Origin of the sequence: Terrisporobacter vanillatitrophus, assembly GCF_051148895.1 — a bacterium.
GTDB classification, from domain to species: Bacteria; Bacillota; Clostridia; order Peptostreptococcales; family Peptostreptococcaceae; genus Terrisporobacter; species Terrisporobacter vanillatitrophus.
In genome coordinates, this window is the sequence record NZ_CP154625.1 from 198268 (window position 1) to 222389 (window position 24122).

At 29.6% G+C, this 24122-nt stretch carries 26 protein-coding genes and 1 other annotated feature; of the genes, 23 read left to right on the forward strand and 3 right to left on the reverse strand.

Features of this window, described 5'->3' with window-relative positions:
* Positions 1 to 70: 70 nt before the first annotated feature.
* From atpF to TVTCOM_RS01265, 14 genes are all read left to right on the forward strand, one after another.
* Complete coding sequence (gene atpF / locus TVTCOM_RS01200) at positions 71 to 571, forward strand: F0F1 ATP synthase subunit B (RefSeq protein WP_434798034.1); 501 nt, start codon at positions 71 to 73, stop codon at positions 569 to 571.
* Positions 568 to 1110, forward strand: coding sequence for a F0F1 ATP synthase subunit delta (locus TVTCOM_RS01205; RefSeq protein WP_434798035.1), 543 nt, complete (start codon positions 568 to 570; stop codon positions 1108 to 1110). Before atpF ends, TVTCOM_RS01205 begins: the two co-directional genes overlap by 4 nt.
* 15 nt (positions 1111 to 1125) lie before the next feature.
* Complete coding sequence (gene atpA, locus TVTCOM_RS01210; RefSeq protein ID WP_434798036.1) at positions 1126 to 2628, forward strand: F0F1 ATP synthase subunit alpha; 1503 nt, start codon at positions 1126 to 1128, stop codon at positions 2626 to 2628.
* Between the two features lie 27 nt (positions 2629 to 2655).
* The gene (gene atpG / locus TVTCOM_RS01215) at positions 2656 to 3525 is read left to right on the forward strand and encodes an ATP synthase F1 subunit gamma (RefSeq protein ID WP_434798037.1); all 870 of its coding nucleotides are present in this window, start codon (positions 2656 to 2658) and stop codon (positions 3523 to 3525) included.
* A gap of 12 nt (positions 3526 to 3537) precedes the next feature.
* Complete coding sequence (gene atpD / locus TVTCOM_RS01220; protein ID WP_434798038.1) at positions 3538 to 4932, forward strand: F0F1 ATP synthase subunit beta; 1395 nt, start codon at positions 3538 to 3540, stop codon at positions 4930 to 4932.
* Positions 4933 to 4935: 3 nt separating this feature from the next.
* On the forward strand, positions 4936 to 5214 hold the full coding sequence (locus TVTCOM_RS01225; protein WP_434798039.1) for a FoF1 ATP synthase subunit delta/epsilon: 279 nt from the start codon (positions 4936 to 4938) through the stop codon (positions 5212 to 5214).
* A 158-nt stretch (positions 5215 to 5372) separates the two neighbouring features.
* The gene (gene acpS / locus TVTCOM_RS01230) at positions 5373 to 5750 is read left to right on the forward strand and encodes a holo-ACP synthase (RefSeq protein ID WP_434798040.1); all 378 of its coding nucleotides are present in this window, start codon (positions 5373 to 5375) and stop codon (positions 5748 to 5750) included.
* 54 nt (positions 5751 to 5804) lie between these two features.
* On the forward strand, positions 5805 to 6398 hold the full coding sequence (gerS, locus tag TVTCOM_RS01235) for a germination lipoprotein GerS (protein WP_434798041.1): 594 nt from the start codon (positions 5805 to 5807) through the stop codon (positions 6396 to 6398).
* Between the two features lie 347 nt (positions 6399 to 6745).
* Positions 6746 to 7027, forward strand: coding sequence for an antitoxin (locus TVTCOM_RS01240; protein ID WP_434798042.1), 282 nt, complete (start codon positions 6746 to 6748; stop codon positions 7025 to 7027).
* Entirely contained in the window at positions 7020 to 7385 is a 366-nt protein-coding gene (locus TVTCOM_RS01245) for a type II toxin-antitoxin system PemK/MazF family toxin (RefSeq protein WP_074919675.1), read from the forward strand. Before TVTCOM_RS01240 ends, TVTCOM_RS01245 begins: the two co-directional genes overlap by 8 nt.
* A 155-nt stretch (positions 7386 to 7540) precedes the next feature.
* Positions 7541 to 8368, forward strand: a complete 828-nt coding sequence (locus TVTCOM_RS01250) for a transketolase (RefSeq protein ID WP_434798043.1) — start codon at positions 7541 to 7543, stop codon at positions 8366 to 8368.
* Positions 8361 to 9290 carry a transketolase family protein gene (locus TVTCOM_RS01255; RefSeq protein WP_434798044.1) on the forward strand — a complete coding sequence of 310 codons (930 nt, stop codon included), beginning with the start codon at positions 8361 to 8363 and terminating at the stop codon, positions 9288 to 9290. Before TVTCOM_RS01250 ends, TVTCOM_RS01255 begins: the two co-directional genes overlap by 8 nt.
* Before the next feature lie 144 nt (positions 9291 to 9434).
* On the forward strand, positions 9435 to 9860 hold the full coding sequence (locus tag TVTCOM_RS01260; RefSeq protein WP_434798045.1) for a hypothetical protein: 426 nt from the start codon (positions 9435 to 9437) through the stop codon (positions 9858 to 9860).
* A 240-nt stretch (positions 9861 to 10100) separates the two neighbouring features.
* Entirely contained in the window at positions 10101 to 12128 is a 2028-nt protein-coding gene (locus tag TVTCOM_RS01265; RefSeq protein WP_434798046.1) for a methyl-accepting chemotaxis protein, read from the forward strand.
* A gap of 117 nt (positions 12129 to 12245) precedes the next feature.
* Here the strand turns inward: TVTCOM_RS01265 and TVTCOM_RS01270 are convergent, their stop codons facing one another.
* A complete protein-coding gene (locus tag TVTCOM_RS01270) occupies positions 12246 to 12815 on the reverse strand; it encodes a 5-formyltetrahydrofolate cyclo-ligase (RefSeq protein WP_434798047.1) in 570 nt (189 codons plus the stop codon).
* A gap of 168 nt (positions 12816 to 12983) precedes the next feature.
* Between TVTCOM_RS01270 and TVTCOM_RS01275 the strand changes: the two genes are divergently transcribed.
* Positions 12984 to 14138, forward strand: a complete 1155-nt coding sequence (locus TVTCOM_RS01275) for a S41 family peptidase (protein ID WP_434798048.1) — start codon at positions 12984 to 12986, stop codon at positions 14136 to 14138.
* Between the two features lie 547 nt (positions 14139 to 14685).
* Here TVTCOM_RS01275 and TVTCOM_RS01280 read toward each other — a convergent pair.
* Complete coding sequence (locus tag TVTCOM_RS01280; protein WP_434798049.1) at positions 14686 to 14877, reverse strand: hypothetical protein; 192 nt, start codon at positions 14875 to 14877, stop codon at positions 14686 to 14688.
* Positions 14878 to 15102: 225 nt separating this feature from the next.
* Between TVTCOM_RS01280 and cobT the strand changes: the two genes are divergently transcribed.
* The 4 genes from cobT to TVTCOM_RS01300 are packed head-to-tail and all read left to right on the forward strand — an operon-like array spanning position 15103 to position 18117.
* On the forward strand, positions 15103 to 16149 hold the full coding sequence (cobT, locus tag TVTCOM_RS01285) for a nicotinate-nucleotide--dimethylbenzimidazole phosphoribosyltransferase (protein ID WP_434798050.1): 1047 nt from the start codon (positions 15103 to 15105) through the stop codon (positions 16147 to 16149).
* Between the two features lie 19 nt (positions 16150 to 16168).
* Complete coding sequence (cobU, locus tag TVTCOM_RS01290; RefSeq protein ID WP_434798051.1) at positions 16169 to 16726, forward strand: bifunctional adenosylcobinamide kinase/adenosylcobinamide-phosphate guanylyltransferase; 558 nt, start codon at positions 16169 to 16171, stop codon at positions 16724 to 16726.
* A gap of 5 nt (positions 16727 to 16731) precedes the next feature.
* Positions 16732 to 17499 carry an adenosylcobinamide-GDP ribazoletransferase gene (gene cobS, locus TVTCOM_RS01295; RefSeq protein ID WP_434798052.1) on the forward strand — a complete coding sequence of 256 codons (768 nt, stop codon included), beginning with the start codon at positions 16732 to 16734 and terminating at the stop codon, positions 17497 to 17499.
* Positions 17500 to 17508: 9 nt separating this feature from the next.
* Positions 17509 to 18117 carry a histidine phosphatase family protein gene (locus TVTCOM_RS01300; protein ID WP_434798053.1) on the forward strand — a complete coding sequence of 203 codons (609 nt, stop codon included), beginning with the start codon at positions 17509 to 17511 and terminating at the stop codon, positions 18115 to 18117.
* A gap of 45 nt (positions 18118 to 18162) precedes the next feature.
* Here the strand turns inward: TVTCOM_RS01300 and TVTCOM_RS01305 are convergent, their stop codons facing one another.
* Positions 18163 to 19278: a 4-hydroxybutyrate dehydrogenase gene (locus TVTCOM_RS01305; protein ID WP_434798054.1), complete on the reverse strand. Its 1116-nt coding sequence runs from the start codon at positions 19276 to 19278 to the stop codon at positions 18163 to 18165.
* 202 nt (positions 19279 to 19480) lie between these two features.
* Positions 19481 to 19688: a binding site (T-box leader), on the forward strand.
* 50 nt (positions 19689 to 19738) lie between these two features.
* Between TVTCOM_RS01305 and argC the strand changes: the two genes are divergently transcribed.
* Genes argC through TVTCOM_RS01325 form a run of 4 tightly spaced genes read left to right on the forward strand, consistent with a single transcriptional unit; the run spans position 19739 to position 24098 of the window.
* Positions 19739 to 20773: an N-acetyl-gamma-glutamyl-phosphate reductase gene (argC, locus tag TVTCOM_RS01310; RefSeq protein WP_434798055.1), complete on the forward strand. Its 1035-nt coding sequence runs from the start codon at positions 19739 to 19741 to the stop codon at positions 20771 to 20773.
* Between the two features lie 19 nt (positions 20774 to 20792).
* Positions 20793 to 22010 (forward strand): bifunctional glutamate N-acetyltransferase/amino-acid acetyltransferase ArgJ, encoded by a 1218-nt coding sequence (gene argJ / locus TVTCOM_RS01315; RefSeq protein ID WP_434798056.1) that lies wholly within the window; start codon positions 20793 to 20795, stop codon positions 22008 to 22010.
* Positions 22011 to 22021: 11 nt separating this feature from the next.
* Positions 22022 to 22873 (forward strand): acetylglutamate kinase, encoded by an 852-nt coding sequence (argB, locus tag TVTCOM_RS01320; protein ID WP_434798057.1) that lies wholly within the window; start codon positions 22022 to 22024, stop codon positions 22871 to 22873.
* Positions 22874 to 22886: 13 nt separating this feature from the next.
* Positions 22887 to 24098: an aspartate aminotransferase family protein gene (locus tag TVTCOM_RS01325; protein WP_434798058.1), complete on the forward strand. Its 1212-nt coding sequence runs from the start codon at positions 22887 to 22889 to the stop codon at positions 24096 to 24098.
* The last annotated feature ends 24 nt before the right edge of the window (positions 24099 to 24122 follow it).

The following is a 24122-nucleotide window of genomic DNA, read 5'->3' on the forward strand; positions in this document are numbered from 1 at the left end:
TATAGTTAGGAGAAATTATAAATTACTCTCCTAACTATAAATTATGGATGATGGAAAGGAGGATTAGTAGATGGGTTTTAAACCAGTAGTAACCATAACTTGGGAATTAGCTATTCAGATAGTAAATACAGTTGTTCTATTTTGGATACTAAGAAAAATTTTATTCAAACCAGTTTTGAATATCATAGATGCTAGAGAAAATGCAATAAAATCAGATATAGCTACGGGAGAGCAAGCAAAAAATGAAGGTTTAGCTTTAAAAGCTGAATATGAACAAAAGCTTGCAGTTGCGAAAAATGAAGGTCAAGAAATCATTAAGCAAGCAACTCTTAGAGCTGAACAAAAGTCTGATGAAATAATATCTACTGCTAAAGAAGAAGCAACTAGCTTAAAAGAAAGAGCTAATAAAGATATAGTACAAGAAAAAGAAAAAGTTATGAATGAACTTAAAAATGATATTTCTAACATAGCTATACTTGCTGCTTCCAAAGTAATTGAAAAAGATATTGATCAAGCTAAACATGAGGAAATGATAAACAAATTTATCGAAGAGGTGGGCGAAGCTAAATGATAGATATAATAGCTAACAGATATGCAGAAGCCCTATTCCAACTAAGTGAAGATGAAAATATCACTAAAGAAATTTACAATGAGTTACACAATGTAATAGATACAGTGAAAAATAATAAGGACTTAGATAATGTTTTAAAATCACCTTTAGTAGCTAAAGTTGAAAAGGTTCAATTAATTGAAACATTATTTAATAATAAAATAAATAATAACTTAAAAAATTTCTTAAAATTACTAGTTGAGAAGGGAAGAATATCTTCTTTAAAATCAATAGAATTAACATTTAAGCAATTATTAAATGATAAAAACAATATAATCGAAGGTACTGTAATAAGTGCTATTGCTTTAACTGATAAAAAAGTTAAAGAACTTGAAGAAAAACTTTCAAAAAAATATAATAAAAATGTTACTTTAGAGAATAAAGTTGACCAAAGTATATTAGGTGGGGTTTTAGTAAGATTAGGAAATACTCAAATTGACGGATCTGTAAAAACTCGTTTAGATAATATAAAAGACCAACTTTCTCAAGTAATTTCTTAGGAGGGCGGTGAACCCATGAACTTAAGACCTGAAGAAATAAGTTCTATAATTAAACAACAAATTAAGAATTATGATAATAAAATAGAAATGACTGATACTGGTAGCGTACTAAAAGTAGGTGACGGTATCGCAACTATATACGGACTAGAAAATGTAATGTCTAGTGAACTTTTAGAATTCCCTGGAGAGGTATATGGAATGGCCCTTAACTTAGAGGAAGATGTTGTTGGGGCTGTTATATTTGGTGATGACAGTGGAATCAAAGAAGGAGATATAGTTAAAAGAACAGGAAGAATAGTTGAGGTTCCTGTTGGAGAAGCGTTAATAGGTAGAGTTGTAAGTCCACTTGGTTTACCTATAGATGGGAAAGGACCTATAAACACTAACAAAACAAGACCAGTTGAAAGTAAAGCACCTGGTATAATGGCAAGACAATCAGTTTGTGAACCATTACAAACTGGTATAAAAGCTATAGACTCTATGATACCAATAGGTAGAGGACAAAGAGAGCTTATCATAGGTGATAGACAAACTGGTAAGACTTCTATAGTTATAGATACTATATTAAACCAAAAAGGTAAAGATGTTATATGTATATATGTTGCAATAGGACAAAAACGTTCTACAGTTGCACAACTTGTTAGTACATTAGAAAAAGGTGGAGCGATGGATTACACAATAGTTGTATCAGCTACAGCTTCTGAATCTGCACCACTTCAATACCTTGCACCATATACAGGAGCTGCAATGGGTGAAGAATTCATGTTCAATGGTAAACACGTTCTAATAGTATATGATGATTTAAGTAAACAAGCAGTTGCTTACAGAGAGATGTCATTACTACTTAGAAGACCACCAGGACGTGAAGCTTATCCAGGGGATGTATTCTACCTACATTCAAGATTACTAGAAAGAGCTGCTAAGTTATCTGATGAATTAGGTGGAGGATCTATGACAGCACTTCCAATCATAGAAACTCAAGCAGGAGACGTTTCTGCATATATACCAACTAACGTTATATCAATAACTGATGGACAAATATACTTACAACCAGAATTATTCTATTCAGGTATAAGACCAGCAGTTGACCCTGGTATATCAGTATCAAGGGTTGGTGGTGATGCTCAAATTAAATCAATGAAAAAAGTTGCAGGTACATTAAAACTTGCTTACTCACAATATAGAGAGCTTGCATCATTCTCTCAATTTGGATCAGACTTAGATGAAGATACTAAGAAAAGACTTGCTCAAGGGGAAAGAATAGTTGCTGTTTTAAAACAAAATGAAACTGACCCTATAGCAGTTCAAAACCAAGTTATGATAATATTTGCTGTTATAAATAACTTCTTAGAGGATATACCAGTAAGTAATGTAGCAAGATTTGAAAAAGAATTATTCAGATTTGTGGATGAAAACTATCCAGAAGTATCTAAAAAAATATTAGCAGCAGAAGATTTCTCTTCTGATTTAACAAACGCAATAGTAGAATTTAAGAAAAAGTTTGTTGTTGAAGCGTAATCCTTTTTACAAAAGGAGGTAAATTAATTGGCAGGAGCTGGAATTAAAGAGATTAAAACGCGTATTAACAGTGTTAATAGTACTAAGCAGGTTACTAAAGCTATGGAACTTGTGGCTTCTTCAAAAATGAGAAAAGCAAAAGATAGAGCTTTAGCAGCTAGACCGTACTTTGGAACAATGTACGATACAGTGAAGGATATAGCTACAAGTACTCGTGGCGTTAGAAATGTATTCTTAAAACAAAGAGAAGTAAAAAATAAATGTTATATTATTGTTGCAGGGGATAGAGGACTTGCAGGAGGATATAACTCAAATATAATGAAATTAACACTTAGTCATATGGATGGAAAAAAAGAAAAAGTTATGACTGTAGGGAAAAAGGCTACGGAATTTTTCCAAAAAAGAGGTTATGATATATTAAAGTCAGCAGAAAGTGTTGAAAAATGTGACTATGATGAAACATTAGCTTTTGCAGAGGAAGCTATGGATTTATATAAAAAAGGTGAAATTGATGAAGTATATATGGTATATACAGAGTTTGTATCTCCTTTAACTCAAAATCCAAAATTATTAAAAGTGCTACCTTTAGCATTTGAAAAAGAAGAAAATAAGGAAACAAAAGAGCAAGCTGCAAAAGGAGCTAGAGTTCAATATTTACCATCGGCAGAAGTTGTTTTAGGTCATATAATACCTAAATATGTTTCTGGTATAGTTTATGATGGAGTTATAGAATCTTTCGCATCAGAACAAGCTGCGAGAAGAACTGCCATGAGTTCAGCAACTGATAATGCAGACGAGATGCTATCCAATTTAGAGTTGAGTTACAACAGAGCAAGACAATCAGCTGTAACTCAAGAAATAACAGAGATAGTAGGTGGAGTAGAGGCTCTAAAATAAGGAGGTTAGGAAATGGCCAACGTAGGGAAAATAGTATCAATCGTAGGTGTTGTACTAGATGTTAAGTTTGATAATGAAAATAGCCTACCTAACTTATTAAACGCATTAGTTATAAAGTTAGGAGATCAAGAAATAGTTGCTGAAGTTGCACAACATATAGGTGATGATACAGTTAGATGTATATCAATGAGTGCTACAGATGGACTAGTTAGAGGAATGGAAGCGACAGACACAGGAAGACCAATAAGTGTTCCTGTTGGAGATGCTACATTAGGAAGAATATTCAATGTTCTTGGAGAGCCAGTTGATGATGCTGAAGCTCCAAAGGACGTACCTAAATTACCGATACATAGGCAAGCACCTGAATATAATGATATAGCAAGTACTGCAGAAATACTTGAAACAGGTATAAAAGTAGTTGACTTACTAGTACCATACTTAAAAGGTGGTAAAATCGGTCTATTTGGAGGAGCTGGTGTTGGTAAAACAGTTCTTATACAAGAGCTTATAAACAATATAGCTAAGCAACACGGTGGTATATCAGTATTCGCTGGTGTTGGAGAAAGAACAAGAGAAGGTAATGACCTTTACCATGAAATGAAAGATTCTGGAGTTATAAATAAAACAGCTCTAGTATTCGGACAAATGAACGAGCCACCAGGAGCTAGAATGAGGGTTGCCTTATCTGGACTTACTATGGCTGAGTACTTCAGAGATGAACAAAACCAAGACGTTCTTTTATTCGTAGATAATATATTCCGTTTCACACAAGCAGGTTCAGAAGTTTCTGCCCTACTTGGACGTATGCCTTCAGCAGTTGGATATCAACCAACGCTTGCTACAGAAATGGGTAACTTACAAGAAAGAATAACATCAACTAAGAAAGGATCTATAACATCTGTTCAAGCTGTTTACGTACCTGCGGATGACTTAACTGACCCAGCGCCAGCAACAACATTCGCTCACTTAGATGCAAAAACAGTTTTATCTAGATCTATAGCATCTCTAGGTATATACCCTGCAGTTGATCCACTTGAATCAACTTCAAGAGTATTAGACCCTAAAATAGTTGGTGAAGAACATTATGCAGTAGCTAGAGGAGTACAATCTATACTTCAAAGATACAAAGAATTACAAGATATAATAGCTATACTTGGTATGGATGAATTATCTGATGATGATAAAGTAATAGTTGCTCGTGCAAGAAAGATACAAAGATTCCTTTCTCAATCTTTCACAGTTGCAGAACAATTTACAGGATTCCCAGGTAAATATGTACCAGTTAAAGAAACTGTAAGAGGTTTCAAAGAAATACTTGAAGGAAAACATGACGACTTACCAGAATCAGCATTCTTATTTGTTGGATCAATAGATGAAGCTGTTGCGAAAGCAAAGGAGAGTAGATAGGTCATGGCAAATATATTTGCATTAGAAATAGTTACTCCAAGTGAAGTTTTTTACCAAGGTGAGGTAGAAATGGTCATAACTAGAACAACACAAGGTGATAGAGCTGTATTAAAAGATCATATACCTTTCGTTGTTGGTTTAGTTGATGGAGAATTAAGAATAAAAAAAGAGGGCAAGTTTAAATCTGGCCAAATATCTGGTGGTTTCATGACTGTTAGTAAAGAAAAAACAACTATACTAACGGAGTCTGCTAAATGGAACGATGAAGTCAGTGGACTTTAAAACTAGAATATAATATTACTAAAAAGACTAGGAGTACTCCTAGTCTTTTTACTTTGCCTAAAACTTTTATTTAGTGTATAAAAATATTATTAAAGGTAATATAATTGCTTATAATAAGGTAATATAATTATAGTAGGGATAATTTATGGGAGGAAAATATGAATATTTTAGATATAGGGACAGATATTATAGAGATAGAGAGAATTAAAAATGCATTAAGTAAAAGAGGTGATTTTCTAAAAAAAATATTCACAGAAAGAGAAATAAAAATGTTTGAGGAAAAGGGAAATAATCTTCAAACAATAGCGGGTAATTTTGCAGCAAAAGAAGCTATTAGCAAATCTTTAGGATTAGGTATAAGGGGTTACAATTTTAAAGATATAGAAATACTTAGAAATAGTTTAGGAAAGCCTGTAGTAAATACTTATAATAATTTAGAAAAAATTTGCATACAATATAGTGTTTTAGAAATAAAGGTAAGCATATCTCATAGCGACAATTATGCTGTTGCAAATGCTATAACAATTACAACGTAAAAATAAGATATATTTAAATACACGAATGAATAAAAATAAGTTAGGAGGTACTTTGTGAAAAATAAGTGGTATTCGTTATTAATAATAATTATTTCAATAATTACTCTATGTAGTGTTGGATGTGGAAGAAAAAAATATACAAAAGAAGAAGTATATGAAGATTTCCAAAAGCAGATTTCAAAAATTGAATCATATACTTGTATTGCGAAAGTAGAAGCTATAGGAAATAAGGAAAATACTATCTATATTTTTAAACACACATATAAAAGACCGGATTATTACAAGTTAGAAGTAAAGTCACCAAAGAATTTACAAGGAAAAACTATTGAATATAAGGGTGATAAAGTTTTAGTGAGTAACCCTAGTATTAATGACACAATAGAACTTCCTAATATAAATAATGATAGTCACTATTTATTTATTGGAGATTTTATAAAAAACTATATGCAAAATGAATCAATAATTTTAGAAGTTACAGAAAGTGAATTAAAAATAGAAACAGAAATACAAGGCAATAATAAATATTTTAATAAACAAATTTTATATGTAAATAATAAGACTAAGAATCCAAATAAAATGGAAATACTAGATAATGAAGACAAACCTATATTTATAGTAACATATGAAGATTTTAAGTATGAAAAATAAATAAAACAGTATAAACAACTTAAGATAAATCTAGATGACATAATAATTTGTTTTACTAAAATAAAAAGTATATTAAAAGTCATAACAAAGCTATTATTAATGAATAAGTTGTATAGTAAACTTTTTGCTCCAAAAACTATGATTTAAGACATAAAAAAAGTTGTGTAGGTTATAATATTTAACATGAAATGTATAAAAATTAAAATAAAAGAAAGAAAATTGTAATTTTAATTTTATTTACTAAATACACGACAAATGAACGTACTTATATGGAAACAAATGCAATTTTACAATTAGTTAGGAATCTGATAGAATATAAGAGATATTGTTCTCTGGGAGGCGATTTTGTGAGCAATAAAAATAAAGAAAAAATTATGTTTACTCTACCCGACTATATTTTATCTGAGGTGGATCAAATAGTCCAGATGGAAAATAGTAATAGGGAAGATTTTGCAAAGGCTGCTTTTCAGTTTTATATAACCCAAAAAAAGAAAATTAACTTAAAAGAAAGTATGATAAAGGGTTATAAAGAAATGGCTAAAATCAACTTATCATTAGCGGAGCTTGGTATGACAGATGATATATCTTTGGATGATGGTTCTGAAGGAGATATAGCTAAAGTTGAATAATCTTGGCTTAGATATTAAGCGAGGAGATTTATTTTATGCAGATTTAAGTCCAGTTATTGGCTCGGAGCAAGGAGGCGTTAGACCTGTTTTAATAATCCAAAATAATATAGGAAATAAATATAGCCCCACGGTTATAATTGCTGCTATAACATCCCAGATTAATAAAGCCAAATTGCCTACTCATATAGAAATAAGTTCCAGTGAATATGGGCTTAATAAAGATTCTGTAATTCTCTTAGAGCAAATTAGAACTATAGACAAAAAGCGACTGAGAGAAAAAATAGGTTATCTAGATAATAAGACTATGCTAAAAGTAAATAATGGATTGCAAATAAGTTTAGATTTATTTAGCATATAAAAAATTATTGATATAGTAGCATATCAATAATTTTTTTGTTTTATATACAAAAAACAAAAAAAAACACCATAAAGATGTTATAATATAATGAGATTTAAATACAATATGGCTAATTAACCAATAGCCTCAGTATATAACTTAGGGAGGTAAATTACATGAGAGACCATAAAGGATTAAATGAAATTACTAATGTAATAAGAAAAGACATTGTCTCAATGATATGTAAATCAAAATCAGGACATCCAGGAGGTTCATTATCAGCAGTTGAAATTTTAACAGCTCTTTATTTTGATCAAATGAATATTGACTCAACAAATCCAAAAATGGAAGATAGAGATAGATTTGTTTTATCAAAAGGTCACGCAGCTCCAGCTTTATATGCAATATTAGCTGAAAAAGGATATTTTGAGAAAGAAGAGTTAGATCATTTAAGAAAATTAGGAAGTATGCTTCAAGGGCATCCTGATATGAAAAAGATACCTGGTGTTGAAATGTCAACAGGTTCATTAGGACAAGGTTTTTCTGTTGCGTGTGGAATGGCTATGACAGCTAAATTAGATAACGCTCCATGGAATGTATATGCATTATTAGGAGATGGAGAGGTTCAAGAAGGAATAATATGGGAAGCTGCTATGAGTGCTGCTCATTATAAACTTGATAATATGATAGCGTTCCTTGATTACAATGGACTTCAAATTGATGGAGAAGTTGAATCAGTAATGAGTATTAATCCTATAGAAGATAAGTTTAGGACTTTTGGATGGAATGTAATAACTATTGATGGTCATGACTTTGACCAAATATTTGCAGCATTAGATATGGCAAAAGATACAGTAGGTAAACCAACAATGATAATAGCTAAAACAGTAAAAGGTAAAGGAGTGTCTTTCATGGAAAATCAAGCGTCATGGCATGGAAGTGCACCAAGTGAGGAACAACTTGAACAAGCATTATCAGAATTAGGAGGTGCTTTCCATGAGTAAAATAGCAACTAGGGAGGCTTACGGAAAAGCTTTAGTTAAATTAGGAAAAATAAATGATGATGTAGTAGTTTTAGATGCAGATTTATCTAAATCAACTAAAACAAATGACTTTTTAAAAGCATACCCAAATAGATTTTTTAACATGGGTATAGCAGAACAAAACCTAGTAGGAGCTGCTTGTGGTTTTGCGGCAGCAGGTAAAATACCTTTTGCAAGTACATTTGCTATGTTTGCAACTGGAAGAGCATTTGAAGTAATAAGAAACTCAGTATGCTATCCTAAATTAAATGTTAAAATATGTGCTACACATGCAGGTATAACTGTTGGAGAGGACGGAGGTTCTCACCAAAGTGTGGAAGATATATCTTTAATGAGATCTATTCCAAATATGACAGTAGTTGTTCCAGCTGATGGAGTTGAAGCTGAAAAGATGATATTTGCTGCAGCAGAGTTTAATGGACCTATGTATGTTAGACTTGGAAGAAGTGCAGTTCCAACAATATTTGAAGAAGATTATAATTTTGAAATTGGAAAAGGTGTTGTTCTTAGAGAAGGTAACGATGCTACAATAATAGCTTGTGGAATAATGGTTAATGAAGCGATAATCGCTGCAGATATGTTAAAAGAAGAAAACATAAATGTTAGAGTTATCAATATGTCTACGATAAAACCAATAGATACACAACTTATAATAAAAGCTGCTAAAGAAACTAAAGCAATAGTAACAGCAGAAGAGCATAGTATAATAGGTGGATTAGGATCAGCAGTAAGTGAAGTTGTATCTGAAAATCATCCTACAATAGTTAAAAAAGTTGGAGTAAATGATATCTTCGGTGAATCAGGAACACCAAATGAATTATTAGAAAAATATGGTTTAACAGCTAAGAATATAGTAGAAAAAGTTAAAGAAGCATTAAACTAATTATATATATAAGGCGTATTTAATATTTTATTAAATACGCCTTTTTAAGTAAAATCATATTGTTTAATCATATAAACAAAGTAAATTTTTTGCTTCTATCAAAGATTATTTCCTCATATATTTATAAGAGATAGGGGGGATAATGTGGAGATTAAGTTTAATATTAAAGGAGTAATATATGGTGTAATACTAATATTATTTATAATTTTAGGGTTTGTTTTTATACCTAAATTATTTTTAGATACTTCAAAACCAGTAGATTTTACAATGGTTCAAAGAGAATCTATTCCAGAGAAAATATTAGATATTATGGATAAGTACGAGGATGAAGAAAGAGCTTTAGCCGTAAAACTGAATGATAAAATATACGTAATAGTAACAAGGGGAGAAAAAGAACATGGTATAGACATAGACAAAATCACCATGGACACAGTGGAAGAAAAAACTGTTATGACAGTAAATATTACATATAAAGGCAAGGATAAATCTTATCCTTTTGTAGTTGCTGAAACAAATCTTAAATCTTTGCCAGATAAAATACAATTGAATACCGCAAAAGAAGAAAAATAAGAAAATTGAACCCCAATTATTAGAGTAAAATTCTAATAATCGGGGTGTTTTTTTGTAGATTCATTCCTCATAATTATTTATCGGAAAATTATTAATTTTCATTAAGATTTTATATTTAGATCCGTATATTATTCATACAGGAATATTTTAGTAGAAACGGAGCTTATACCTTTATACTATAAATATTATTTTTTATATATAAATGGCAAAATATAACGTAGAAGGGGAATGGGTAGACTTATGAAAAGTATTAAGACTAAAATTTTAACAATGATTGGTGGTATTGCAATTTTAGCTATGATTATTTCTGGTGCATTTACTATGAAGAGTACAGTAAAAACTGTATCCAACGATCAAGAAAGTATTTCAGCACTAACTACAAAAAATATAGTTTTTAGTATAAATGAATATTTTACAAGATATAAAACAATGGCAATACAAATGGCAGGCAATACATCCATAAGAAATGTTTTAACAGATGCAACTAGACAAGATTATAAAAACCATTCATCTTACAAAGATGCTTATAAATCACTTGGATATGTGAAGGAAAATGATACTCAAATTTTAAATGCATATATTGCTTCAGTAAATGAAAGCTTTGCATTTGATAGTGGAACTTATATTTCTGATGAAGGATATGATTTAAAATCAAAAAATTATTGGTTTTCAAATAGTGAAGATATTGAAAATGGATTTATTATATCTGAGCCATACCAGGATTCAGTTACTGGAAAAATGGTTGTCACATTTTCAGCTCCAGTATATGATATAAATAATAAAGAAATTATAGGTGTTGCAGCAGTTGATGTTTCTATCGAAGATATAAGTCAACAAGTAGCAACAATGGAAACTGACTATAAAGATGGTGGCTATACAATGCTTATTTCAAATACTGGACAAGTATTAGCAAGCAAAGATACTGATAGGGTTCTTAAGAATGTTAGTGAAATAGGATTTGATGATAAGATACTAAATGAAATAGATAACACTACAAATAAAATAATAAAATATACTGAAAATGGTGAAACACGTTATGGTATTGTAAGTTATACAAGAGACGCTGGATGGAAAGTACTTCTAAGTATTAGTAAAGATAGTTATATGTCCTTAGTAAAAACATCAGTATCTACTACATTAGGTATTTACTTAATAGCATTTTTAATTCTTATAGTAGCAATTATAGTAGTAACAAAAAGTTTAGTTGCTCCAATTGAAAATCTTATGAATGTAACAGAAGAACTGGCAGCAGGAAATCTTGATGCAGAAATAAATATAGAAAGTAAAGATGAAACTGGAAGATTGGCTGAATCAATGAAGAAACTTGTTTTAAGATTGAATGAATATATTATTTATATTGATGAAATATCAGAATCATTAGATAGATTTTCAGCGGGAGATTTAAATATTGACTTAAAACAAAACTATGAAGGTGATTTTGCTAAGATAAAAAATTCATTATTACAACTTTCATCTATATTTAAAAATACTATAGGAAAAATTGTTGAAACATCAGAAAATGTGGCAGTTGGTTCAAAAGAAATAGCAAATGCTGCTCAAGTACTTGCTGAAGGCTCACTATATCAAGCAAGTACAACAGAAGAATTAACAGCAACAGTAAATGATTTATCATATAGAGTATCAACGAATGCAAATAATGCACTAAATGCATCAAAGCAAGTTAAAACTGCTGGAGATCTTGCTATAGAAAGTAATGATCAAATGAAGGAAATGATACTAGCTATTGAAGAAATAAATTCTAAATCAACACAAATAAGTAAAATTATTAAAGTAATTGAAGATATTTCATTCCAAACAAATATATTAGCTTTAAATGCGGCAGTGGAAGCATCTAGAGCAGGGGAAGCAGGCAAAGGATTTGCAGTTGTTGCAGATGAAGTAAGAAATCTAGCTACAAGGTCTTCAGATGCATCAAAAGAAACAACTCATTTAATTGAGGAATCAGTTAAAGCTGTACAAAATGGTAATCGTATAGCCGTGAAAACTGGAAAAATGCTTGAAAATGTACTTGAAGAAGTTTCTCAGTCTGTAAAATTAATAGATGAAATTTCTTCAGCATCTGTTGAGCAAGCTACAGCTCTAAAACAAACTTTAGAAGGAATTGAACAAATAAGTTCTGTTGTACAAACAAATGCAGCAACAGCTCAAGAAAGTTCAGCAGCAAGCAATGAGCTATCACAAACCAAGCTCAAATACTTAAGAATATTGCATCAGGTTTTAAAATTCAAGATTAAATATAAAAAATGATTACAATAAAAAAACTGGTTCCTAAATTGGAATCAGTTTTTTATTGATTAATTTTAAATGTAAATATTTTAGATACAAAAACTATTCTAACTTATACTAAACTAAAATAGTCTTAATTTATTTTGATGTTAAGATTGTAGATTCAGTCACTATGTAATCTAATTGAGCATCGTGGTCTTCTTTTGGAACTTGATCAAAAATCTGTAAATCAAAAGCTATTCCTACAGTAACAGCATCTTCTCTTAGATTCTCAAGGAATCTATCATAAAAACCACCACCATAGCCAAGTCTGTAACAATTTTTATCATAAGCTACAGCTGGTACTATAACTACATCTAAGTTTTTAATGTCTATAGCAGGAGAACATTCAGGCTTTGGTTCCCTAATATTATAAGCACCATACTGGATTCCATTTTCTAAGTCTGTAATTTGAGAAGGGATTAATTTTCTTTCTTCCTTTAAAGTTATAGGGGATGCCACAGTTTTACCTAAGTTTATAAGCCTTTTAATTAAACTATCTGTAGCAACTTCGTTATTAAAATCTAAATAAAGCATAATAGTTTGAGCGTTTTTAATGCAGTCTAACTGAAGTAGTTTTTCTGTGATTATATCTGAGTTTTGTTTAATAAAATCTTTGTTTTTTTCTTTTCTAAGCATAATAACATTTCTTCTAAAATCTTTTTTCATATAATCTACACCCCTTAATTGTGGTATTATATAATTACCTAAATTTTACTTTCCTAATATAAATTTTAGTGAAATTATAGATTTAAAGCAATATAATTGATAAAGAGTAATAAAAAGACAAGCTAGTCATATAATATATAGTAGATTGATTAAAGGAGAGATGAACAAATGATATCTAAGAAAAGGGCTCTTATATATTCTATTATTCTTGTAATAGTAACTGTAATTGGCACAACAATGTTTCAAATTACATTAGGAAACAAAGTAATAATATCTAAAGACTTATATGAATCTTATGCAAAATATAACAAGCTATTGGGATTAGAAGGACTTATTCAGGAGGATTATTATAAGGAAGTATCCGAAAATAATCTAGTAGATGGAGCATTAAAAGGATTATTTGAAGGACTTAATGATCCATATTCACAATACTACACAGCAGATGAATTTCAAAGCTTAAAAGAACAAACAAGTGGTTCCTTTGTTGGTATTGGAGTATATATAGGTGTTAATCCTGAAAATAATAAGCTAACAATAATTTCTCCAATAGAAGGTTCACCAGCAGATAAAGCTGGAATTAAATCTGGAGATATAGTCTTAAAAGTTGATGGTGAATCTGTTGAAACTAAAAAAATTGACGATGTAATTAAACATATAAAAGGAAAAGAAAATACAAAGGTTAATTTAAATGTTCAAAGAAAAGGAGAAGAACTAAATTTTGATATTAAGAGGGAAACTATAGTAACAAAGAGTGTATCAAATGAAGTTATGGATAATAATATAGGTTATTTAAGAATAAAATCTTTTGATGAAAATACATATAAAGAATTTAAAGAAAATTTAAGTACCTTAGAATCTAAGGGAGTCAAAGGCCTAGTAATAGACTTGAGAGACAATCCAGGAGGATTATTAGATGTTTGCGTAGATATAGCAGATGACCTAATAGGAAAAGGAACTATTGTTTATACAAAGGATAATACAGGCAATAAAGAGTATTATAAATCAGATGATAAACAAGTTGATATGCCAATAGCTGTTTTAATAAACGGAGGAAGTGCATCGGCGTCGGAAATTTTAACAGCAGCATTAGTTGATAATAACAAGGCTATAGCCATAGGTGAAACATCCTTTGGTAAAGGTTTAGTACAAAGTGTAAAAGGTTTAAAAGATGGTACTGGATATAAATTAACAACTGCTCAGTATTTTACACCAAATGGAGATTATATAAACGGAAAGGGTATTACACCTAAAATTAAAGAAACAAATGAAAACCAACAACTTAAATCAGCATTAGAATATATTAAGAAGGAAATTAAGCAATAAATATATAAATAAACTATATAACAATAACAAAAAATAGTTTGAGTGCATGACTCAAAATATAAATATTGTCAATAATTAATATATAAGTAATTATAAAAATAATAGTTATTAAAATATTGATTAAAGATGTATTAGAATATATGCCAAATAAGAAAATAACAAATATTTCTACAAATTTAGATTTTAAAAATTAAAAATCTAATATTTTTTATAAGAAATAATAAATAATTTAGAGGAAAAAGATAAATAACATAGAATTACTTATATAAGTTAATAATCTTAGTTGGGAAGTGAGTTTATGAAGAAAACTATGGCAAAAGTTGTTAACTTTCAAGAATATAAGGAGAAAAAGAAGCATTTAGAAGTTGACAGAAAAGAACTTTTAGAGCTTATTAAACAAATAGTGACTACAAAATAAAAAAAATTGTAACTCTTGATTAAGTTTTTTGAAAGAATAAAAGTAAAAACCATATACTTAGTTGCAAAAACATATATAATTTTGTCATTTCGTTTTACCATAATAAGAGGGAGCTTTTGCTCCCTTTTATTATGACATTCTTAAACCACTAACATAATCTTGGAACTGTGAAAATTCATTTTCATCTTGAAGATCAACAACTGTAGATTTCTCATCTTCAAAATTTTTTAGGTATATTTTTCTGTTACCTTCAGTTCCGTCTTGATAAATACATCTATAACCATCTTCATATAGGTTTTTCAAATCATTGAAATTATTCAATCAATCATCTCCTTAAATATATTTATCTATTTATATTTTTTGTTTATAAATAAATACTATTCTATAAAATAAAAATACCTTAAATTCCAAAAAATGTTTAAAAAATATATAAAGTACTAGATAGTTTTTATATATAACAATATAATTATTGTAGGAAACTTAACAAATAAGATGAATTTTAGACAAATTATAAAAAACAAAAAAATCCAAGGGGGGATAGCAACAGTGAATTTAATAGAAAACATATCAAGAAATATTTATCCATTAGAAGAAAAATACATAAAGCAAGCAGAAGAAAGATTAGATAGGCTTATAAAGCCAAAAGGAAGTTTAGGTAAAATGGAACATATTTGTGCACAACTTGCAGGAATATATGGAAGAAAATATTTTGATACATCAAAAAAGGTAATAATAGCTTTTGGAGCAGATCATGGAGTTTATGAAGAAGGTGTAGCTCCAGATCCTCAAAATATTACTATATTGCAATTTCAAAATTTCCCTAAAAAAATAAATGGTGTTGGAACAATTTCAAAATTTGTAGGGGCTGATGTTTTAGCAGTTGATGTAGGGATAAATTGTGATGAAAAAATAGATGGTGTAATTGATTATAAAATAAGAAAAGGAACGTCTAATATGGCAAAAGGGCCTGCCATGACAAGAGAAGAAGCAGAAAAATGTATATCAATAGGAATAGAAATGGCAGAAAAGTGTATTCAAGATGATTATACTTTAATTGGCATAGGAGAAATGGGAATAGCTAATACTACTCCATCTACTGCCATAGTTTCAGTTTTTGGAAATTATGACCCAGAAGAGATTACAGGAATAGGAGCTGGTCTAAAGAAAGAGTTGATTAAACATAAAGCAGAAGTAATAAGAAAATCTATAGCATTAAATAAACCTAATCCAAAAGATGCAATAGATGTGTTAGCTAAAGTAGGTGGATTCGAGATAGGTGCCATGGCAGGTGTAATTCTAGGATGTGCAGCTAATAGAATACCTGTTGTGTTAGATGGATTTATATCATATGCAGCAGCACTATTAGCATATCATATTAATCCAAAAACAAAATATTACATGATAGCTTCTCATTTATCTGCAGAACCTGGAACAAAGAAAGCATTAGAGATTATGGGGTTACAACCATTTTTAGATATGGATATGAGGCTAGGAGAAGGAAGTGGAGCAGCGCTATCTTTCAATATAATAGAAGCTGCAAATTATGTATACAAAAATATGGCAACATTTGATGAGGTAGATATGGGAAGATAATATCTAAAGGAGATCATTTATGAGTAATATCATTTTAGTTACAGGTGGAGCAAGATCGGGTAAGAGTAGTTTTGCTGAATCACTTTGTATAAAACAAAACAATAAAACGGCATATATTGCTACGTCAGTAGCATTTGATGATGAAATGAAAAATCGAGTAAAAAAACACCAAGAGAGTAGACCTAAAGATTGGAAAACTTATGAGATATATAAAGATATATATTCTATAGTTGAAGAATTGGATAAAAATCATGATACAGTAATAATGGACTGTGTAACTCTTATGGTTAATAACTTAATGTTTACTCATGGAATAGAAGTAGATGAGGCTACATCTGAAGAATTAAATAAATTAGAAAATTATATAAGAGAGCAAATAATTAAATTATTAGAAGCTATTAAAAAAACAAATTTATATTTTGTAATAGTAACTAATGAAATTGGAATGGGAATTGTACCAGAAAATAAGCTATCTAGAATATATGGTGATTTTATAGGAAGAGCAAATCAATTAATAGGTAGTTATAGCGATGAAGTTTATTTTGTTGTAAGTGGAATTCCTATGAAAGTGAAGTGATGATTATGAAAAGGTTTATAGGATTATTACAATTCATGACTAGAATACCTATTAAAGCAGATATTGGATTTGATGAAGAATTCCACGAATCTATAGTATATTTTCCATTAGTAGGATTTGTAATAGGGTTGATTTCTTTCATTATAGGAAGTTTGTCAATTCAAATATTTGAGCCATTTATAACATCTATAATTATTGTGGCAGGAGAAGTTATATTAACTGGTGGATTGCATATTGATGGTTTGGGAGATACATTTGATGCCATATATAGTAACAGAGATAAAGAGAGAATGCTGGAGATAATGAAAGATTCAAGATTAGGAACAAACTCTCTTCTAGCTATATTATTTTTAGTATTAATAAAAATAGGATTATTAAATTCTGCTATAAATAGCAATCTTATGTGTTTAATTATATTCATGCCTATGATATCTCGTTTAGGAGTTATAGTTATGCTTTATAAAACTGTAACACCAAGAAAAGTAGGTATGGGTAATATATTTATTGGTAAAGCAACTAAAGGCATGTTTATAACAGCTATATTATATACTGTTGTTATTCTTGTAGTTATTAGTAAATTCGTATTTTTATCAACTACTTCAAATATAATAAAATTACTATTATCAATTATGGCAGTAATGTTATTTGATTATTTATTTAAAAATCATATTTATAAGAAAATTGATGGTGTAACGGGAGATATATTGGGGTGTACTATTGAGTTGGGAGAATTAATATTTTTATTATTTTCCTATATAGTTATTCTAATTTAAGGTGATGAAATGATAAAGTTAATCTTGGTAAGACATGGTATAACTATTTGTAATGAGGGCGGCGCGTTGTCTGGACTTACAGATAGTATATTAAGTGAAAAAGGGAAGTTACAAGCAAATAAGATTGCAGAGTATTTAAAAGATGAAGATATAGATAAAATATATACTACACCTTTTTCTAGAACAAAAGACACAATTAAAAAATTGGCTGAAGTTAAAAATATTCAAACTAAAGAAACTAGTCAATTTAATGAAATAAATTTTGGCGACTTTGAGGGACTACCATTTAAAGTAATTGAAGAAAAATATCCAAAAGAAGTTGAAAAAATGATAAAAGAAGGATTTGAATATAAGTATCCTAATGGTGAGAGCTTGAAAGATACTTTTATAAGAGCAAAAAATGAAATGAGTAAAATTATAAATAATAATGATAATTCTACTGTATTAATTTGCTCTCATGGAGGTACAATTAGGAATATAATTTCTTATCTGATATGTGATGATTATAAATATCACTGGAATTTTAAAATAGATAATGGATCTATAACAGAGATAGAAGTAGATAATAACTTTGCAGTAATTAATAAGTTAAATGATACATCATATATGAATTTATAAAATTAAGAAGAGAACCTAACTTGATAATAGGTTCTCTTTGTTATTTTAATATAAAGATTTATAAATGTTATAAACAGCATCTTTATTTAAAGAAGCGTAGGCGTTATTCATTAATCTACTTTGTTTAGTAAGAACATTTTCAGTAAAAGATACTAAATCTTCCTCAGTGACACCATAGCCTTTTAAAGACTTCTTTGGAAGTATTTTATAAAGCAGATTATCTAATTCTTCAAAAACTTCTTTATCAGAACAATTAAGAACTTCTGTCAAAATATTATTGAGTCTTTTAATTTTTCCACTTGGATTTAATTTGTAATATGTTTTAAATATTTCTGTAAAACAAACATAATTAGATTCTCCATGAGGAACGTGGTAAATTGAACCTAAAGGATAACTCATGGCATGAACAGCTCCACAACCAGCATTTCCAAAAGCTATACCAGCATAAGTACTAGCAATTAAGAAATCATCTAGAAAATTATTCAGATTAACTTTTCCATTAGCAACAATATTCTTATACCCATTTATAATCATTTTTATAGCTTCTATGGAATACATTTCTGTAAAAACCGAAGCTTTTGGAGATACAAAAGATTCAATTGCATGAATCAGAGCGTCAATGGAGCTGGCAGCAAAAACTTTAAAAGGTAAAACCTTTAGTAGTTCAGGGATTAATACGGCATAGTCTGCTAGAATTTCATCATGAGCAAGACCAAGTTTACTGTTTATAGAATTTAAATGAAGTACAGATATATTAGTAACCTCGCTACCAGTACCACAAGTTGTAGGTATAAGTATTAATTCTTTATTTTTCATAGGTTCAAATTTATTTTCAAATAAATCACAAACAGGTGTAGGTTTTTCTAAGGCAAAAAGTTTTGCCACGTCTAAAATACTTCCTCCACCAATTCCTATAACTCTTTTATAATTAGTATCTTTAATTTGGTTATATATTTTTTCAACCATTACGTCAGTAGGTTCGCCACTACCAAAATCTCTTCTGTATATTACAGTAGCATCTTCAATAAAATTTTCAAAAAATGGTTTGTAAATATATTCATTTGTTATTATTAAGTCATTTTTATTTATATTAAATTTTGAACAAAATTCTTCACACTTATTAAAAGTAAGTATTTCTGGAGATAATTTAAAGCGTTTCATATGTAATCCTTCCCAACAATTTAAAATTTTTTATTTAATTGTAATATGAGTCATATTATGTTCATTATATCATAAGATATTTAGTAAAATTATATATGAAATGTATGTGCTAACAAAAAAATTATAAAAATAACTAAAAATTTATTGACATAATTTCAAAATACGTATATTATTCTTAAATAAATACAAAATACAAAAATATATAAATCCAGTGAAGAAGAGAGTAGCGTAAATGAAAGTTATAGAGAGCCGAGGGTGGTGGAAGCTTGGTATGGAAGTTTATTGCGAAGAGAGCTTTGGAGGAGACTATGGGAAAATTAGTATAATAGTCGGCGATCTGCCTTAAAGATTTGAGTGGATAAGTAATTTACTTGTCAAATAGAGTGGTACCACGGATTTCCGCCTCTTAGTGTTTTGCTAAGGGGCTTTTTTTAGTTGGAAAAATGAGGGGGAATTGTGAATGAAGAAGATGAAAGTTGGAATTATCGGATCTACTGGTTATGTTGGAGGGGAACTTATAAGGTTATTATCAAATCATCCTAATATTGTAATAAGCGCCTTGGGATCAAATTCATTTGTAGATGAATATATCAATGATATTTATTTTAATTTGGGAGAAAACTATAAAATTAAATGCATAGAGAATGAAAAAGTTATAGATGATTGTGATTTTTTATTTTTGGCTTTGCCGCATGGTATTAGTGAAAAGTTTGTAATAGATGCAGTAAAAAAAGGCAAGAAAGTTATTGATTTGGGTGCGGATTTTAGACTGAGAGATGAGGTACAATTTAAAAAATGGTATGGAGTGGATTTTTTAGATAAAAAATTGCACGAATATTCTGTATATGGTTTGTGTGAAATTTACAGAGAAAAAATTAAGACCACAAATTTAGTAGCAAATCCAGGCTGTTATGTTACAAGTATATCTTTACCTTTAATGATTTTATTAAGAGAAAACATGATAGAAAGTACAAATATTATTGCTGATTCTAAGTCAGGCGTTACAGGTGCTGGTAGAAATTTATCTTTATCATCACATTATGCAGAAATAAATGAAAATATTGTGCCATATAAGATTTCAAGTCATAGACATATTCCAGAAATTGAACAAAATTTAAGTAATGCAGCAGAAAAAGAAGTGAAAATTATATTTACACCAACTTTAATTCCTGTAAATAGAGGTATTTTATCAACTATTTATTGTGACAAAAAAAATTCAGTTACTATTGAAGAAATACATCATAAACTAACAAATTTTTATAAAAATGACGAGTTTGTAGAAGTTTTACCTTTAGGAAAAATAGCTACTATAAAACATGTGAGATTCTCAAATAAATGTGCAATATCAATTCATGAAAACAATGGAAAGTTAATAATTTGTTCAACAATAGACAATATGATTAAAGGTGCAGCAGGTCAAGCAATACAAAATATGAATATAATGTGTGGTTTTAAAGAAAATGAAGGATTAAGCAGTATATCAACTGCTTTTTGATGAAGGGAGGGAATGTGTTATGGAAATAATTAAAGGTGGAGTTACAGCGGCTAAAGGGTTTAAGGCATCAGGAATTCATGTTGGATTAAGAAGAAATGTTGAAAAGAAAGATTTAGCTTTAGTTTATTCTGATGTGGTTTGTAATGCAGCGGCTGTTTATACACAAAATAGAATAAAGGGTAATCCTATTTATGTTACACAAGATCATATCAAAAATGGAAAGGCTCAGGCCATAATTATTAATAGTGCAAATGCAAATACTTTTAATGGAAAAGATGGACTTATAAATGCGTACAAAATGACTGAGTTTACTTCAGAAAAATTAAGCATAAAAAAAGAAGATGTACTAGTAGCATCTACAGGAGTTATAGGTGAACCTTTAAAGATAAATCTTATTGAACAAAATATGGATAATCTAGTACATGGACTAAGCAAAAAAGGTCACTTAGCGGCAAGAGAAGCTATTATGACAACGGATATGATAAAAAAAGAAATGACTGTATCTATTCAATGTGACGAAAAAGAAGTAATTATTGGCGGGATGGCAAAAGGATCTGGTATGATTCATCCTAACATGGCTACAGTTTTAGGGTTTATTACAACAGATTTAAATATAGAGCAAAATTTACTACAAGAAGCCATATCATCAGCCGTTAAAAAAAGTTTCAATAGAATAAGCGTAGATGGCCAAACTAGCACAAATGATATGGTGATAATTCTTGCCAATGGAAAAGCAGAAAATAAAAAAATAAAAGAAAAAAACGAAGACTACAGAAAATTTTTATTAGCACTTACTTATATTTGTAAAGAATTAGCTAAATGTGTGGCAAAGGATGGAGAAGGAGCATCTAAGTTAATTGAGTGTGAGGTTAGTGGTTCCCTAGATGAAGAAATAGCAGCTAAAATAGCAAAAGCGGTTATAACATCTACTTTAGTAAAAACAGCAGTATTTGGATCTGATGCTAACTGGGGAAGAATTTTATGTGCCATAGGATGTGAAGATGTGCATATAGATTTGGATAAAATAGATGTCACTTTTGAAAGTAAAAAAGGATATTTAGAAGTATGTAAAAGAGGGGTTCCATTGGAATTTAATGAAGATAAAGCAAAGAAAGTTTTAGGTGACGATGAAATAACTATTTTGATTGAACTTAATATGGGAGAAGAAAGGGCAACTGCTTGGGGATGTGATTTGACTTATGAATATGTGCGAATTAATGGAAGTTATAGAAGTTAGGGAGTGAAAAAATGATTAATGATGAAAAAGCTAAAATTTTAGTTGAAACATTACCTTATATAGAAAAATACAGTGGAAAAACCATGGTAGTAAAATACGGTGGTTCAGCCATGCAAAACGATAGACTAAAAGATTCTGTTATGGAAGATATAATTCTAATGAGTTATGTGGGAATTAATGTGGTCTTAGTTCATGGTGGAGGAAAAGAAATAAATAAAATTTTAGATAAATTGGATATACAAAACGAATTTATAAATGGTCTTAGATATACTGATGAAGACACTATGGAAGTTGTTCAGATGGTGCTATCAGGCAAGATAAATAAAGATCTTGTTTCAAAGATAAATAGCAAAGGTGGAAATGCTTTAGGTCTTTGTGGAATAGATGGAAATATGCTGTTATGTGAAGAATTACAAGAAGAAATAGATTTGGGTTTTGTAGGAAAAATAAAAAAAGTAAATACGAAGGTGATAAATGACTGCTTAAAAGATGGATATATATCTGTAATTGCCACAGTAGGAGTAGATGAAGAAGGAAATTCCTACAATATTAACGGTGATTTGGCTGCATCAGCCATAGCAAAGGAATTAAAAGCAGAAAAGTTAATTTTACTTACAGACGTTCCTGGTTTATTGAAAGAGCCTAGTATGGATGAAACTTTAATTTCAGAAATAAAAAAAGAAGAAATACACACTTTATTTGAAGATGGAACAATATCAGGAGGTATGATTCCAAAGGTTAACTGTTGTTTAGAGGCTTTGGAAAGTGGTGTAAAAAGAGTTCATATACTTGACGGAAGAATAAGACATTCTATAATTATGGAGTTGTTCACAGATGCAGGAATAGGAACATTAATTTATTAAGGGGGGAATATGAATGTTAAATAGTAAGGAAACTATTTTAGTAAAAGAAAGTACTGATATGATTAAGGAAAAATGGAATAAATATTTTATGAATACTTATGCACAAACACCTGTAGTTATAGACAGAGGAGAAGGTTCCACATTAACAGATGTGTATGGGAAAGAATATATAGATTTTACAAGTGGATATGGGGCATCATCATTAGGATATAACAATGAAAAACTGGTAAAAGCTTTACAAGATCAGATATCCAAAATAACTCATGTATCAAACTTATTCTTTTCACAGAATATGATTGATTCAGGTGAAAAATTAATAAAAGCAAGTAAAATGAGCAAGGTATTTTTTATAAACTCAGGATCAGAAGCCACTGAATTATCTATGAAAATTGCTAGAAAATATAGCTCACAAAAATACGGAGAAAGCAGAGGTACCATATTAAGTTTGAAAGATTCTTTTCATGGAAGAACTATGATGGCTTTAATGGCAACGGGAGTAGATAAATATCATAAATATTTTTATCCTCTACCGGAAGGATTTAAATATACTGAAAAAAATAATATAGAAGATTTTAAGAAAGCAGTAGAAGACGAAAGTATATGTGCAGTTTTAATGGAGCCTATTCAAGGTGAAGGTGGAGTACATGTACTTAAAGAAGATTATTTGAAAGAAGTAATTAAAATTTGCCATAAAAAAGATATTTTAGTTATTTTTGATGAAGTTCAATGTGGAATAGGAAGAAGTGGAAAATTATTTGCTTATAACCATTACAACTTACAACCAGATATAGTAGCCATTGCCAAGGGAATTGGTGCAGGAATTCCTGTAAGTGGAGTTTTAACTAATGAAAAAACAAGTAAAGTACTAAATCCAGGAGATCATGGTTCAACTTTTGGGGGAAATATATTAGCCATGACTGCTATATCAGCAGTTCTTGATGAAATAGAAGCACCAGGTTTTTACGAAGAAGTTGAAGCTAAGGGAAAATATATAATGGACTATATTAAAAAGTTGAATAGCGATAAAGTTGTGGAAGTAAGAGGAAAAGGGCTTATGATAGGTGTGGAGCTAAATGTTAACGCACCAGATATAATAGATAAATGTGTTGAAGAAGGAGTGTTATTTTTAAAAACCAATGAGCATGTTATAAGAATGTTGCCACCATTAGTTATTACTTATGATGAGATAAATAAAGGTCTAGAGGTTTTAAAAAAATATCTATAAATTAATTAAAGGTGAGAAATTAAA